General features: G+C 72.9%; 11 protein-coding genes. 3 read left to right on the top strand and 8 right to left on the bottom strand.

Annotated elements, in window-relative coordinates:
* Positions 1-60: 60 nt before the first annotated feature.
* Positions 61-3,252 (bottom strand): NACHT domain-containing protein, encoded by a 3,192-nt coding sequence (locus tag AC069K_RS29370; RefSeq protein WP_478621427.1) that lies wholly within the window; start codon positions 3,250-3,252, stop codon positions 61-63.
* Positions 3,253-3,551: 299 nt separating this feature from the next.
* On the opposite strand from AC069K_RS29370, the gene AC069K_RS29365 reads away from it, so the two are divergent.
* A complete protein-coding gene (locus AC069K_RS29365) occupies positions 3,552-4,202 on the top strand; it encodes a M23 family metallopeptidase (protein ID WP_478621425.1) in 651 nt (216 codons plus the stop codon).
* Here AC069K_RS29365 and AC069K_RS29360 read toward each other — a convergent pair.
* On the bottom strand, positions 4,192-4,764 hold the full coding sequence (locus AC069K_RS29360; RefSeq protein ID WP_478621423.1) for a TetR/AcrR family transcriptional regulator: 573 nt from the start codon (positions 4,762-4,764) through the stop codon (positions 4,192-4,194). The two genes, AC069K_RS29365 and AC069K_RS29360, sit on opposite strands and share 11 nt — an antisense overlap.
* Positions 4,765-4,871: 107 nt before the next feature.
* On the opposite strand from AC069K_RS29360, the gene AC069K_RS29355 reads away from it, so the two are divergent.
* Positions 4,872-6,500 (top strand): MDR family MFS transporter, encoded by a 1,629-nt coding sequence (locus AC069K_RS29355; RefSeq protein WP_365100168.1) that lies wholly within the window; start codon positions 4,872-4,874, stop codon positions 6,498-6,500.
* A gap of 119 nt (positions 6,501-6,619) precedes the next feature.
* Here AC069K_RS29355 and cseC read toward each other — a convergent pair whose 3' ends face one another.
* From cseC to AC069K_RS29325, 6 genes are all read right to left on the bottom strand, one after another.
* Entirely contained in the window at positions 6,620-7,936 is a 1,317-nt protein-coding gene (gene cseC, locus AC069K_RS29350; RefSeq protein ID WP_478621421.1) for a two-component system sensor histidine kinase CseC, read from the bottom strand.
* A gap of 23 nt (positions 7,937-7,959) precedes the next feature.
* Positions 7,960-8,664, bottom strand: a complete 705-nt coding sequence (cseB, locus tag AC069K_RS29345; RefSeq protein WP_365100172.1) for a two-component system response regulator CseB — start codon at positions 8,662-8,664, stop codon at positions 7,960-7,962.
* A 162-nt stretch (positions 8,665-8,826) separates the two neighbouring features.
* Positions 8,827-9,426: a hypothetical protein gene (locus tag AC069K_RS29340; protein ID WP_365100174.1), complete on the bottom strand. Its 600-nt coding sequence runs from the start codon at positions 9,424-9,426 to the stop codon at positions 8,827-8,829.
* A 41-nt stretch (positions 9,427-9,467) separates the two neighbouring features.
* The gene (locus tag AC069K_RS29335; protein WP_358832519.1) at positions 9,468-10,076 is read right to left on the bottom strand and encodes a SigE family RNA polymerase sigma factor; all 609 of its coding nucleotides are present in this window, start codon (positions 10,074-10,076) and stop codon (positions 9,468-9,470) included.
* A 386-nt stretch (positions 10,077-10,462) separates the two neighbouring features.
* The gene (locus tag AC069K_RS29330; protein ID WP_478621418.1) at positions 10,463-11,374 is read right to left on the bottom strand and encodes an HhH-GPD family protein; all 912 of its coding nucleotides are present in this window, start codon (positions 11,372-11,374) and stop codon (positions 10,463-10,465) included.
* 52 nt (positions 11,375-11,426) lie between these two features.
* Positions 11,427-12,041, bottom strand: a complete 615-nt coding sequence (locus AC069K_RS29325; protein WP_358832520.1) for a phosphatase PAP2 family protein — start codon at positions 12,039-12,041, stop codon at positions 11,427-11,429.
* A gap of 112 nt (positions 12,042-12,153) precedes the next feature.
* Here AC069K_RS29325 and AC069K_RS29320 point away from each other — a divergent pair, with 112 nt between their 5' ends.
* The gene (locus tag AC069K_RS29320; RefSeq protein ID WP_478621415.1) at positions 12,154-13,017 is read left to right on the top strand and encodes a hypothetical protein; all 864 of its coding nucleotides are present in this window, start codon (positions 12,154-12,156) and stop codon (positions 13,015-13,017) included.
* Positions 13,018-13,315: the final 298 nt, after the last annotated feature.

Here is a 13,315-nt window from a genome sequence, read left to right as displayed (position 1 = left end):
TCCGTACGGGCCGGGGCAGCCCCTTTTCCGCGGGCGCGGCCACCTTGGCGGGTGCGGTCCTCACCGCACCACCACCACCTCGCCGGCGGCCACGTCCACGCCCCTGGGCAGCCGGTCCGCTCCCCTCACCCGCTGGCCGGAGCGGACCCGGACCTGGAGCAGGGTCGGCGGGGCGTCGAGCAGGCTCACGTCGTACTCCTGCTGGTACGCCCACAGGTTCAGGACGTGCAGGCGCGGAAAGAGCCGCGCGAGCCCGGTGAGCGCGGTGGGCGGCACGGGGTCGCTCAGATAGAGCTGGAACACGGACGGCACGGCGAGCCCCGCGGGCGCGGCCGACAGGGACGTGCCCGTCACCTGGAGGCTGCGCAAGCGCGGGACACGGGCCACCTCCGCCCACTCCTCGGCGTCCTCCGGGCTGCTCCACGGCCCGAGGTAGAGCTCGCTCAGCTGGGGTGCGGCGTCGGCCAGGCCCCGCAGGCTCTCCGCGGCCACCGCGCTGACCTCCAGGGACTCCAATGGGGCCGCCGTCGGCAGCACGGCCGGTGACCAGCTCACGCGGTCGCCCGACAGACCCAGCGAGCGGAGGTGGCGCAGCGAGGCGAGCGGGCTCAGGTCGGCGTTGCCCGTCCCGCTCAGCGACAGCTCCGTGAGCGGCCGGCCGCGCAGGTCCGAAAGGTCGGTCAGCCGAGGGCACTCGGCCACGCTCAGGTCCGTGAGCGGGTGCGGACCCGCCAGGAACGACAGGTCCGCGAGGGACGGGTTGTGGTTCAGCCGCACCCGTGTGAGCGAGGCCTCGGCCGCGTACGCGCGCAGCGCCCCGGCGGAGACGTCGCCGCGCGTCTCCAGCTGCGGGCGGGTGCCGAGGGTGCGCAGGGCGTTCAACTGCTCGTCGGAGGTGACCGTGAAGAGCAGGTCCTCGGGGTCGATCCCGGCGATGACCTCGTCGGCGTACTGCCGTGTGTCGAACCGCCCCCAGGACCAGACGAGCTGGGCCCTCACCCGTCGCGCGGGGTGGCGGCCGAAGCGGGCCAGGAACGGGATCGCGCGCTCCGACTCCACGTGCGAGGCGGCGACGACCACCAGCTCGGCCGTGTACTTGTCCAGCCCCTCGGGGCCGGGCAGCAGGTCGAGGATCATCGGTCCGGCCGAGGCGAGCGCCCGTGCGGCCACCAGGTCGCGCGGCGGGATGAGCGCGGCCGTACGCGCCTCGACCTCGGCCCGCACCCCGGCGGCGAGCTCGGCCGCGTGCTCCAGGCAGGTCGCCGCGAGCAGATGCACCCGGGTGCGCGCGGCCGGGTGGGGGTGCGTGTCGCCGTACGCCAGCAGCTCCTCGAACAGCTCCACGCGCTCGCGCGGGCGCGCGTGGGCGACGGCCATGCGGATGACGTCCTGCCACTGGTCGTCGGCGGAGTGGGCGACGAGCAGCCCCAGGTCGCCGGCCTCCACGGCGGCCCGGGCGCCCAGGTAGTCCTGGAAGGTGCGGTGGATGAAGTCGACGGTGCCGGGGGCGGGTTCGCGCAGCAGGCCGGAGCGGTGCAGGAAGTGCTCGAAGACGGCCCGCGCGTCGCCGAGTTCGGCCAGCTCCGGTACGGAGGGGAGCAGATCGGCGATGACCGTCTCGGCGCGGGCGCGGTCCATCTCGGTGCGGCCGTTGCGGATCAGCCAGTACGCGAGCTGCTGGAGCAGTTGGACCTGCGGTTCCTGGCGGCGCTCGGGCATCCGCATGTCGCGCTCGCGGTCGCGGCGGATGAGCAGCATGGAGAGCGCCGCGTCGTAGAGGTCCTTGCGGCCGTACGGCAGGAAGCCGCGCCGGTCGCGGTGGAGGGCGCAGATCAGGCCGCACATCAGCGGGTTGGTGGCCAGACGCGCCAGGTCCGGCTTGGTGCGTACGGCCTGGAGGAGCTGGCTCTCGTACGCGGCGAGTTCGCCCTCGTCGTCGGCCCCGGTCCGGGCCGCCGCGTGCCAGCGCCGCACGAACGCGGCCACGTCCGCCGGGCTCATCGGGCAGAGCGTGAGCTCGGTGAAGCCCTCCTCGCCGAGCCAGTCCTCGCCGACCGCCGAGGGGCGCGAGGTGACCAGCCAGCGGTTGCCGGGATAGGTCTCGATCAGCTCGCTCAGCCACGCGCGCGTGGCGGCCCGCTCGGCGTCCGGGATCTCGTCGATCCCGTCGACCAGGAGCAGACCGCGCCCGTCCCCCAGGACCCTGGCCTCCCAGCCGGGCGGCTGCTCACCCGCCAGCGGCGAGCCGACGGCGGCCAGGAAGTCCCGGGGCGCGGGGAGCCGCGCGCCGTGGCGGGTGAGGGTGCGCAGCGGCAGGACGTAGGGGACGCGGTCGTACAGGTACGCGGTGGCGTGGTCGAGGTCGTCGCGCGCGGCGGACAGGGCGAGCCACTGGACGAGGGTGGTCTTGCCGGAGCCCGCCTCGCCGCGCAGCAGGACGCGCTCGTGGTCGGCGAGGACGCGGTCGGCGGGCCTGGGGGCGAAGTCCTCCCCGGCGCCCGGCACCGGCGGGTGCCCCTCGAACGTACGCCACGGCCCGGCGGCCCGGCCGACCGCCTCCAGCCGCAGGTACGCGGTGTCCAGCGGCCAGGTGCGGGGCGAGTTGGCGAGGTCGATGCCGTAGATGGTCAGCCGGCCGTGCTTCCTGGCCAGATGGGCGAGGTAGCGCTCCTCGAAGCCGGCGTCGTGCGCGTCCGCGCGCGGGGTGCGGGCGATCAGCTCGTCCACGCGCGCGATGAGCTCGCTCTGCCGCCGGGTCTGCTCGACGAGGGTGGCGGGGACGAAGGTGGAGCGCTGGGTGAAGAAGTTCAGGATGTGCAGGCAGCTGGTGTCGAGCAGGCGCTCGTAGAAGTGGGTGGCGTCGGCGGAGAGGTGGCGCTCGGGGTGGTCGCCCGCGCGGCGCAGCTCCCGCGCGAGCTCCCGGTGGCCCAGGGCGACGGCCTCGGCGTCGCTGAGGGTGAGCTCGCCGAGCGCGTACAGGGTCCGGGCGAGCGCGTCGGCCACCGCCCGCTCCTCGTCGGCCGCGACGGGCCGCTCACCGGTCCGCAGGGCGGCCCTGACCAGCTTGGCGGCGAGGGTGCGCAGTTCCGCCTGGCCGAGCGTGCGCTGTTCGCCCCGGAAGGAGACGTACGAGGAGATCCGGACCGGGCGGTCGGCGAGCGCGGCCCCGGCCGGCTCGGCGGTGAACAGACGGCGGATCAGCGGGGCGACGGCGGCGGAGGCGACCTTGGCGGTGAGCAGTCCGGGTTCCACGACGCGCCAGCGTAGCCGCGCACACGGGACCTTGGTCCCGAAAGGGAAGGACTTACGTCCCGCCGACAGGCGCTCCCCGGTGACAAGCCGCACAGGCCCCCGGGGCGCTACTACGGCCGATAGCAGGCGATGCCCCATGCCCCGGCCGCATTCCCGCGCTGATCCATACGGCATTCGTTAGTAGATGGGCGTTTTGAGCTGGAACGGGGGTTCGGGTTACCAAGGGATGCAGCCCGGCGCGCCGCTCGTGTGCCGGGCCTGTTCCTGCCCCCAGTCGTCCATCCGGAGGATGTCCCCGCATGTCCCAGCGCCCCGCTTCCCGCACCCCTCGCCCGACCGCCCTGCGCCTGTGCGCCGCCGCCGTGGGCGCGGGCCTGGGAGTGACGGCCCTGCTGGGCGCCGGGACGGCCGTCGCCGCCGACAGGGCGGGGGCCCCGGCGAGGACCGGCGCCGCCGCGTCCGTCGCCGCGCAGGCCGACGCGCTGGCCAAGGCGGCCACGCGGGCCGAGCGGGCGGCGGCGAAGAAGGCCGCAGCGTGGGTGGACCCGGTGGACGCGTACAAGCTCAGCGCCACCTTCGGCACCGGCGGCTCGATGTGGGCGCACAAGCACTCCGGCCAGGACTTCGCCGTGCCGGTGGGCACCCCGGTCAAGGCCGTGCACGCGGGCACCGTGGTCAAGGCGGGCCCCAACGGCGGCGGCGACGGCCCGGCGTACGGCAACGCCGTCGTGGTCCGGCACGCCGACCACACGTACTCGCAGTACGCGCACCTGTCGCGGATCGACGTCCGTATCGGGCAGACGATCTCCACCGACCAGCGGATCGCGCTCTCCGGCAACACCGGCAACACCAGCGGCCCGCACCTGCACTTCGAGATCCGTACGACGCCGAACTACGGCTCGGCCGTGAACCCGGTCGCCTTCCTGCGCACGGCGGGCGTCAAGGTCTGACGGACCCGCCCCCGCCGTGGGCCTGCGTCACCAGATCGATGGCGACTTCGAGGACGGCCTTGCGCTTCTCCTCGGGGTCGCCTTCGATGTCCTTGAGGGCGTGCATGCCCACGTGCATGGAGAAGAGCGCGGTGAAGCAGCGGATCTGGTCGGGGAGCGGGGCGCCCGGGTCCTTGAGCAGCTCGACCATCGCCAGGACGCGGTCCTTGAAGTTCTCCCCGATGGAGAGCTCGCGGACGGTGGCCTGGTTCTCCTGCATGAAGCGGAAGAGCGGGGCGGCGCCGGTCAGGGCGTCGCTGTAGCGCCGGAGAATCTCGATCTTCGATTCCAAGGTCTGCGGCTGCGTCCGGCCCCATTCCAGCAGCTCGTCCATCGGCCTGGTGAGATCCTGAAAGAGGCTCCCCAGGATGTCTTCCTTGGTTTTGAAGTGGTAGTAGAGAGCCGCCTTGGTGACGTCCAGCCGCTCCGCGATCTCACGCAGCGAGGTCTTCTCGTACCCCTGCTCGCCGAAGAGCTCCAGGGCCACATCCTGGATGCGCTGGCGGGTGTTGCCTCTGGCCATCGAGCTCTCCTGAAAACTTACTTGACGCCCGGCTAGTAGGGGGTCTACTTTCCCCAGTGTAGTAACTAGCCGGGCGGCAAGTAAGTGTGGGGCAGGGAGTGGGAGACATGGCACAACAGATTCAGCCGGAGGCCGCCGGGGCCGCGGCTCCAGGGACGGGACCCAAGCAGCGCAGCGTCCGCGTGGTCCTGCTGGCCCTGATGATCGCGATGCTCCTCGCGATGCTCGACAACATGATCGTCGGCACCGCGATGCCCACCATCGTCGGTGACCTGGGCGGAATGGCGCATCTGTCCTGGGTGGTCACCGCCTACACCCTCGCCACCGCGGCCTCGACGCCCATCTGGGGCAAGCTCGGCGACATGTACGGGCGCAAGGGCGCCTTCCTCAGCTCCATAGTCGTCTTCCTCGTCGGCTCCGCGCTCAGCGGCATGGCCCAGGGGATGGGCCAGCTGATCGGCTTCCGGGCGATCCAGGGCCTCGGCGCCGGCGGGCTGATCGTCGGGGTCATGGCGATCATCGGTGAGCTGATACCGCCGCGGGAGCGGGGCAAGTACCAGGGCATGATGGCCGGGGTCATGGGCATCGCCATGATCGGCGGCCCGCTGGTCGGCGGCTCCATCACCGACCACCTCGGCTGGCGCTGGTCCTTCTACATCAACCTGCCGCTCGGCGCGGTCGCCCTCGCGATGGTGACTGCCGTCCTCCACCTCCCCAAGAAGAAGTCCAAGCCGAAGATCGACTACCTCGGTACGGTCCTGCTGACCGTCGGCATCACCGCGATCGTGCTGGTCACCACCTGGGGCGGGACGGAGTACGCCTGGGGCTCGGCCCGGATCATGGAGCTGATCGCGCTCGGCGTGGCGTCCCTGGTCGGCTTCTTCTTCGTCGAGACGAAGGCGGCCGAGCCGATCGTGCCGTTGCACATCTTCCGCAGCCGCAACTTCTCGCTGATGGCGACGATCGCCTTCATCACCGGCTTCGTGATGTTCGGCGCGGTCCTCTTCCTCCCGCTCTACCAGCAGTCGGTGCAGGGCGCGTCCGCGACCAACTCGGGTCTGCTGCTGCTCCCGATGCTCCTGTCGATGACGGTCGTCTCGCTCTTCGCGGGCCGCGTCACCACGTCGACGGGCCGCTACAAGGCGTTCCCGATCGTCGGCAGCATCCTGATGGTGACGGGCCTCTACCTCCTGTCCACCATGGACACCGGCACCACCCGCCTCACCTCCGGCCTCTACATGGCGGTGCTCGGCGCGGGCATGGGATGCCTGCTCCAGATCACCATGCTGGTGGCGCAGAACAGCGTCGAGATGAAGGACATCGGCGTCGGCTCCTCGACGAGCACGCTGGCCCGTACGCTCGGGTCCTCCTTCGGCGTGGCCATCATGGGCGCGCTCTTCAACAGCCGGGTGCAGGACGAGATGTCGGCGCGCGGCGGGGCCGGGGTCACCCAGCAGTCCGCCCAGCTCGACGCGGCGAGCCTGGCGAAGCTGCCGGCGTCGCTGCGGGAGGCGTACCAGCACGCGGTGTCCTCCGGGACGCACGGGGCGTTCGTCCTCGGCGCGGTCGTGGCGCTCGGGGCGGTGGTGGCTTCGCTGTTCGTGAAGGAGGTGCCGTTGCGGGGGGCGGGGCCGGACGCGGCTGCCAAGCCCGCGCAGGCGCCGGCCGAGGCCGACGGGCCGGCTTCGGCCGAGGCGGGTGCGGCGGCGGCGCCGACCGTACGCGAGCGGGTCTGACCCGCGCCCCTGACGTACCGAAGGCCCCCGGAGCGTGTGCTGCTCCGGGGGCCTTCGGGTCGCGCGGGGGCGTATCCGCGTAGCCGCCCCCGCGCGGGGGCGGGCGGAACCACCCGGCACTACCCCTGCGGCGGCAACACCGGAAAACTCCCCGTCCCCGTCGGAGCATGCTCCGGCAGCCACAGCACCGCGATCGCCCCTCCGCCCACCCCGGACCCGGCCCCCGCCCCCTCCGGCGCCGCGTTCCGGAACGTCAGGCGTGCCCCCAGTACCCGCGCCTGGCCCGCCGCGATCGTCAGGCCCAGGCCGTGCCCGTGCCCCGCCCGGTCGCTGCTGCCCGTACGGAAGCGGCTCGGGCCCTCCCGCAGCAGGGCCTCCGGGAACCCGGGCCCGTGGTCGCGGACCCGTACCACCCGGCCCTCCACAGAGACCTCCACCGGCCCCCGCCCGTGCTTCGCCGCGTTCCCCAGCAGGTTCCCCAGGATCCGCTCCAGCCGCCGGGGATCGGTGTTCACCCACGACTCGTGCACCACCCGGACCGTCACATCGGGGTCCAGCAGCGCGACCCGCCGGCTCACGAACTCGCCCAGCGCGATCTCCTGGAGCTCCGCCCGCTCCGACGCGCTGTCCAGCCGCGCCACCTCCAGCACGTCCTCCACGAGCGTCCGCATCGCCTGGGCCCGGTTGCGTACGAGCTCGGTCGGCCGCCCGGGCGGCAGCAGCTCGGCGGCCGTCAGCAGCCCCGTCACCGGCGTACGCAGCTCGTGCGCGATGTCCGCGGTGACCCGCCGCTCCGCCTCCAGCCGCTCCTGGAGGGCGTCGGTGAGCGCGTCCACCGCCCGCGCCAGCTCATCGGTCTCGTCCCGGACGACCCCGCCGATGGCGTCCCGTACGCGTACGTCCGTATGCCCCTCGGCCACCTTCGTCGCCGCCGCCGCGGCCTTCCGCAGCCGCCGCGAGATCTGCCCGCCGATCAGGATGCCGAGCGCACACCCCCCGAACACCACCGCGACCGACCCGATGACCAGCGCCCGGTCGAGGTCGGAGATGACGTTGGAGCTGCGGTCGGTGAACGTGCTGTGCAGCGACAGGACGTCACCGTTGCCGACCGGCACGGCCGCCCAGATGTCCGGCACCCCGCTCTTCGGCTCCTGCACGGACGTGGCCTTGCGCCCCCGGTCCGTCTTGGCCTTGAGGTCGGCGGGCAGCGCCGGGTCGTTGAGCTTGGCGCCGAACCGGGTCTGCTTGCTCGTCTCGTAGATGCGCTGCGCGAACAGCACCCGGTCGAGCTGGAGGTCGCGCGCGTTGTCGAGCATCGAGACCCGCGCCGCGTTGTGCACGACGAGGCTGAGCGCCATCACGGTCAGCGCCCCGACGGCGGTGATGGCGATACTGATCTTCCAGCGGACACCGGTCCGCAGAGCGGGCCGCCTCACTCGCCCCTCACGCCTTCTGCCCCTCACGCCTTCAGTTTGTAGCCGAAGCCACGCACGGTCTCGATCCGGTCCTGACCGATCTTCGTGCGCAGCCGCTGCACATGGACGTCCACGACCCGGGTGTCCCCGCCCCACCCGTAGTCCCACACCCGCTCCAGGAGCTTGTCGCGGGAGAGCACGGTACCGGGCGCCGAGGAGAACTCCAGGAGCAGCCGCATCTCGGTCGGGGTCAGGGCGACGGTCTCACCGCCCTTGCGGACCTCCATGCCCTCGGTGTCGACCTCCAGGTCGCCGAAGGCGAGGACCCCGCCGTCGACGGCCCCGTCCGTCTCGGCCGCGCCCGCGCCGGAGCCGCCCGCGTGCCCGAAGCGCCGCAGGACGGCACGGATGCGGGCGACGAGCACGGCCCCGTCGAACGGCTTGGTCACGTAGTCGTCGGCGCCGGCCTCCAGGCCGAGCACCACGTCGATGGAGTCCGCGCGCGCGGACAGCATGATCACCGGAACGGTCGACTCGTCGCGGATGCGGCGGCACAGGCTCACCCCGTCCAGCCCCGGCAGCATCACGTCCAGCAGCGCGATGTCGGGCTGGTCGGCGCGGAAGGCCTCCAGGCCGGAGAGCCCGTCGGGCATGGCGGTCACGGTGAAGCCGTCGCGCTCCAGCGCGAGCTGGGTGGCTTCACGGATGACGTCGTCGTCCTCGACGAACAGGACATGGGTCTCGGCCATCGTGCTGCTCTCAGTTCCTCGACTTGCGCTTGCGCCGGTGCGGGTGCCTCGGGGCGCGAACGGTCAAACCCAACGGATACGAACGGTCGACCCCCGACGGATACGGACGGATACGGATGGCCAACCCCAACGGATCAACCCAACCACACCGGACCGCCCGGCTCAGGGCGAGGCCGGCACCGGCGCCTCGGTCCCCTCGTCGTTGCCGACGGCCTTGCTGAAGTCGTTCTCCACCTGGTCGTGCTTGGCGAACTTCGTGCCCGCCCAGCGGTACGTCGTCACGATCTCACTGGAGGCGAAGGCCGGCTTGTCGCCCTTGGCGTACATCTGCCGGGTCACCACCAGATCGCCCCGGTCGATCTCGGCGTAGACGGGCGCCTCCTCCGAGGTGAAGACATTGGCGTACGAGGACCCCTCCTCGCGGTACACATAGGAGCCGAGCCCCACCGCGTCCCCGCAGGTCATCACGTTGACGACGACGTCCTGCCCGACGGCGCCCGTGACGTGCCCGTAGGAGACGTCGATCGGGTACTCGTCCTTCACGCAGGGCTTCAGATCGGCCTTCACGCGCTCGCTGACCTTGGGGTCGGCCTTGAGCAGCCGTACGGCGTTGACCTTCTTGAAGGGCGCCTCGGGCGTGGCCTTCGGCGTCGGGGTGGCGTGGCTGACCTTGTCGGTGCGCGCCTCGCCCTCGTCGCGCGTGCCCGTGCCCCCCGTGGAGCAGCCCGCCGTGAGCAGGCCGAAGGCGGCGAGCCCGGCCATCGCCGTGGTTCCCGCCGCCAGTACGCCCCCTCTGCCTGTGCCTAGGCCGCGCACCGCTCCCGCCCCTTTTCGTCGCGTCCGTTGCGACCGACCCGGCGGTCGGCCTGCCGGCCCACCCGGCCGACACGTCCATCAGCGTTGCCCAGAGCGTGGAAGTCAAGCTCGCGGCTCTCCAGCTCCTGCCGGAGCCGGGCCAGCGCCCGGTGCAGCGTGCTCTTGACGGTACCCGCCGACATTCCGAGGGCCGCGGCGGTCTCCTCCGTGCTCATCTGCTCCCAGTGTCGCAGCACCACGACACTGCGCTGCTTGGGCGCCAGGACTTTGAGTACGTCCATGAGGAGGGCGCGGTCGGCGCGCTGCTCGGAGCCGTCCTCGATGCGCGCGTCCGGCAGCTGCTCGGTGGGCACCTCCTCCAGCTTGCGGGCGCGCCACCACTCGGTCCGCGTATTGATCATCACGCGGCGCAGGTACGCGTCGGCGAGCGCCTTGTCGGCGATGCCGTCCCAGCGGCCGTAGGTGCGGGCCAGGGCGGTCTGGAGCAGGTCCTGCGCGTCGACCGGGTCCGGAACGAGCCGCCGGGCGCTGCGCAGCAGGGCCTCCTGCCGGGTGCGTACGTACTCTTCGAACTCGAGCACCTCGCCGTGCGCCATACCCAACCGCCTCCGTCCCCGTGACTTTCCCTGCTGGTCCCGCTTACCCGACTGAACCTACGGAGCCGTTGTCACGGGCCTGTGCGGAGCAGCCGTCGGGGGGCGCACGGTGAGCCATCGGTTGTGTAACAACGAAGGTTTGGCCGGTGTTTTCGCGGGGTAGGCGCGTGTTCCCGCGGTGACGGAGAGCGATCCCGCGCCGGGTCCTCGCCGGTCAACAGGCCCTGCCTGACCTGGAGTTCCGCTGTCGTGACACTCCGTCGGGAACGGGGCCGGCGTGTGTCGCGAAGCCCGTGACGGGGACCGTTACAGAAGCCCGTTACACGAACCCGTTCCCAGGCTCGTTACACAAACCCGTGGCGCGGGCCCGGACAGTTCAGTTCAGGTCAGGTCAGCGGCAGCCGGTACACGCCGTCCGCGAGCGGCTCCACGAGCCCGTCCGCGACCAGCCCGTCCAGCGCGCGGGCCCGCTGCACCGGTTCGTGCCACACCGCGTCCAGCGCCGCCTGCGGTACCGGATCCATCGCCTCGCGCAGCACGGCCAGCAGCTTGCCGCGCACCTGGCGGTCGGTCCCGGCGTACGTCTGGCCGCGGCGCGGCGGGCCGTCGTGCGCGGGCTTGCCGGCCAGGCGCCAGGCGCAGCTCGCGGCGATCGGGCAGCGCCCGCAGTCCTCGTTGCGGGCCGTGCACACCAGCGCGCCCAGCTCCATCGAGGCGGCCGCCCAGCGGGCCGCGCGCGCCTCGTCGTCGGGCAGCAGCGCGCGGGCCAGGCGCCGCTCGGCGGCGGTGGTGGCGGTCGGCGGGTACTGCACGCCCGTGACGGCACGCGCGAAGACCCGGCGGACGTTGGTGTCCAGGACCGGGTGGCGCTGCCCGTACGCGAAGGAGGCGACCGCGGCGGCCGTGTACTCGCCGATGCCGGGCAGCGCCAGCAGCTGCCCGTGGTCGCGCGGCACGTCACCGCCGTGCCGTTCCGTTATCGCCACCGCGGCGCCGTGCAGGCGCAGCGCGCGGCGCGGGTAGCCCAGGCGGCCCCAGGCGCGGACGGCCTCGCCCGGGGCGTCGGCGGCCAGGTCGGCGGGGCGCGGCCAGCGGGCCAGCCACTGCTCGTACACCGGCAGGACCCGGCTCACGGGCGTCTGCTGGAGCATGAACTCGCTGACCATCACCCCCCAGGCACCGGCCTCGGGACGGCGCCAGGGCAGGTCGCGCGCGTGTTGGTCGAACCACCCGAGAACGGGGGTGTGGAGAGCGTCGGGGGAGACCGTGTCGGGGTCGGTCGTCGGCATCGTCGTCATGGCACCCCCGATCCTGGCACGGAACGGGGGTGCGGCGGGTACGGCGGGCCGCTCAGCGGCGGGCGTGCAGCGGCGCGCCCGGTCCGGACAGCCACAGGGCGGCGCCGTTGCCGCTCGCCCGCATCGACTCGACGAGGGAGCGCACCGGGCGCGTACCGGCCTTGGCGAAGACGACCGCGACGGCCGTGCCGAGCAGCAGGCCGACCGCCACGTCGTGCGGGTAGTGCACGCCGACGTACACCCGCGAGAAGGCCATCGCCAGCGCCATCGGCACCGTCAGCGCCCAGATGCGCGGCCAGGCCAGCGCGAGGGCGACGGCCGCGCCGCCCGCGATGGTGGCGTGGTTGGACGGGAAGGACCAGTCGCCGTTGACCGGGCAGGTGATGAGGGAAGTGGCGGCGCCCTTGACCGCGCGGCAGGGGCGCTCCTCGACCACCAGTGTCTTGATCACCTCGCTGGAGATGTACGCGACGGCGGTCGCCAGCGGGGCGAGCAGCGCCAGCGCCATCGCCGTCGGGTCCGCCCGGCGCGCCCGCCACCAGCAGGCGACGAAGAGCACGCCGAACAGGACCAGTCCCACCTCCGTCCAGAGCTCGACGAAGTGCTGCATCCACGAGGGCGTGTCGTGGGCGAAGTCGGTGATGTCGCGGTAGAGATCGCTATCCATGGTGACGGACAGTATGGAACATCGCCTTCCGGGATGATGATCCGGAAAAGTTGCGGGCGCCGAGCGGCGGGTGGGGCGGGAGTTGGGGCGGAACTCTCGTAGAGTTTCGCTCGTGGGATCTCTGCGCAATCCGGTCGGGCCGCTTCCCTCCTCCATCTACTGGCGACGGAGGGCAGTCGCGCTGTCCCTGCTCGCGCTGCTCGCGGTGGTGATCCTATGGGCCGTCAGTTCTGGTGGCGGGGGCGGCGGCAAGGGCGGCGGCAACGACAAGGGCGCCCACCCGGCCCCCTCGATCACGCCGGGGCCCGGCAGCTCGGGCCCGGCGATCAGTACGGCGCCGGGCGGCCGTGACGAGACCCCGGGCGCCTCGTCCTCGGGCTCCTCCGGTGGTTCCTCCTCCGGTGCTTCCTCCGGCGGTACGGCGGGTTCGTCGGCCGACGGGGGCGGCGGCAACGGGGGCGTGGACGGCGGGAGTTCGGGCTCGGGGGGCGGCGCGGGCGCCGTGGGCGGCGGCTCCTCGGGCGGCGGCGGTGGTGGCGGCGGTACGGCACGCCAGGTGCCCGCCGGGTCCTCGCTGCCGGTCTGCGCGCCGGGCCAGCTGAAGCTGACGGTCCACAGCCTGAAGAACACCTACGCGCCCGGGGAGAAGCCGCAGGTCGTCATCTCCGTCGAGAACATGGCCGACTCCACCTGCAAGGCGGACCTCGGCCCCAAGGGGGCGGTCCTGGTGGTGACGGACTCCGGCGACGACAAGGTGTGGGCGTCGGACGACTGCGTGAACGGAGCGGCGAGCGAGCTGTTCCAGGTGCCGGGCAAGGCGACGGTGACGCGGGTGGTGGCGTGGGACCGGTCGCGCAGCGCGGCGCGGTGCGCGACGCCGGCGCCGGGCGCGCCCGCCCCCGGCACGTACCTGTTCGAGGTCCAGGCGACGGGCCTCCCGGTGGCCCGGGCCCCGTTCTCCCTGGCGAAGGACTGAGAACAGGCGCGGAGGGCCGGCGCCCCTGCGCCCTTCTTTGTCTGCGGGCCGTGGAGGCTTGCTCGCGCAGTTCCCCGCGCCCCCGAGCGCCCAGGGGCGCGGGGAACCGCGCGCTCAGCCACCCACGGTCCGCAGACGGCGTCCGGGCTTGGAAGGGGCGCGGGGAACCGCGCGAGCAACCCCCACGGTCCGGAGTCGGCGTCCGGGCTTGGAAGGGGCGCGGGGAACCGCGCGCTCAGCCACCCACGGTCCGCAGTCGACGTCCCGGCCCAGAAGGGGCGCGGGGAACTGCGCGAGC

The sequence above is a fragment of the Streptomyces sp. NPDC043908 genome (assembly GCF_056435525.1).
The sequence above is the reverse complement of the archived record's forward strand: the minus strand, read 5'-3'. Positions and strand labels throughout refer to the sequence as shown.

Coding starts and splice junctions, on each gene's coding strand:
- AC069K_RS29335 (WP_358832519.1), bottom strand. CDS start 10,076: ATGGCGCACGGCGAGGTGCTCGAGTTCGAAGAGTACGTACGCACCCGG.
- cseB (WP_365100172.1), bottom strand. CDS start 8,664: ATGGCCGAGACCCATGTCCTGTTCGTCGAGGACGACGACGTCATCCGT.
- AC069K_RS29330 (WP_478621418.1), bottom strand. CDS start 11,374: ATGACGACGATGCCGACGACCGACCCCGACACGGTCTCCCCCGACGCT.
- AC069K_RS29325 (WP_358832520.1), bottom strand. CDS start 12,041: ATGGATAGCGATCTCTACCGCGACATCACCGACTTCGCCCACGACACG.
- AC069K_RS29355 (WP_365100168.1), top strand. CDS start 4,872: ATGGCACAACAGATTCAGCCGGAGGCCGCCGGGGCCGCGGCTCCAGGG.
- AC069K_RS29365 (WP_478621425.1), top strand. CDS start 3,552: ATGTCCCAGCGCCCCGCTTCCCGCACCCCTCGCCCGACCGCCCTGCGC.
- AC069K_RS29360 (WP_478621423.1), bottom strand. CDS start 4,764: ATGGCCAGAGGCAACACCCGCCAGCGCATCCAGGATGTGGCCCTGGAG.
- AC069K_RS29340 (WP_365100174.1), bottom strand. CDS start 9,426: ATGGCCGGGCTCGCCGCCTTCGGCCTGCTCACGGCGGGCTGCTCCACG.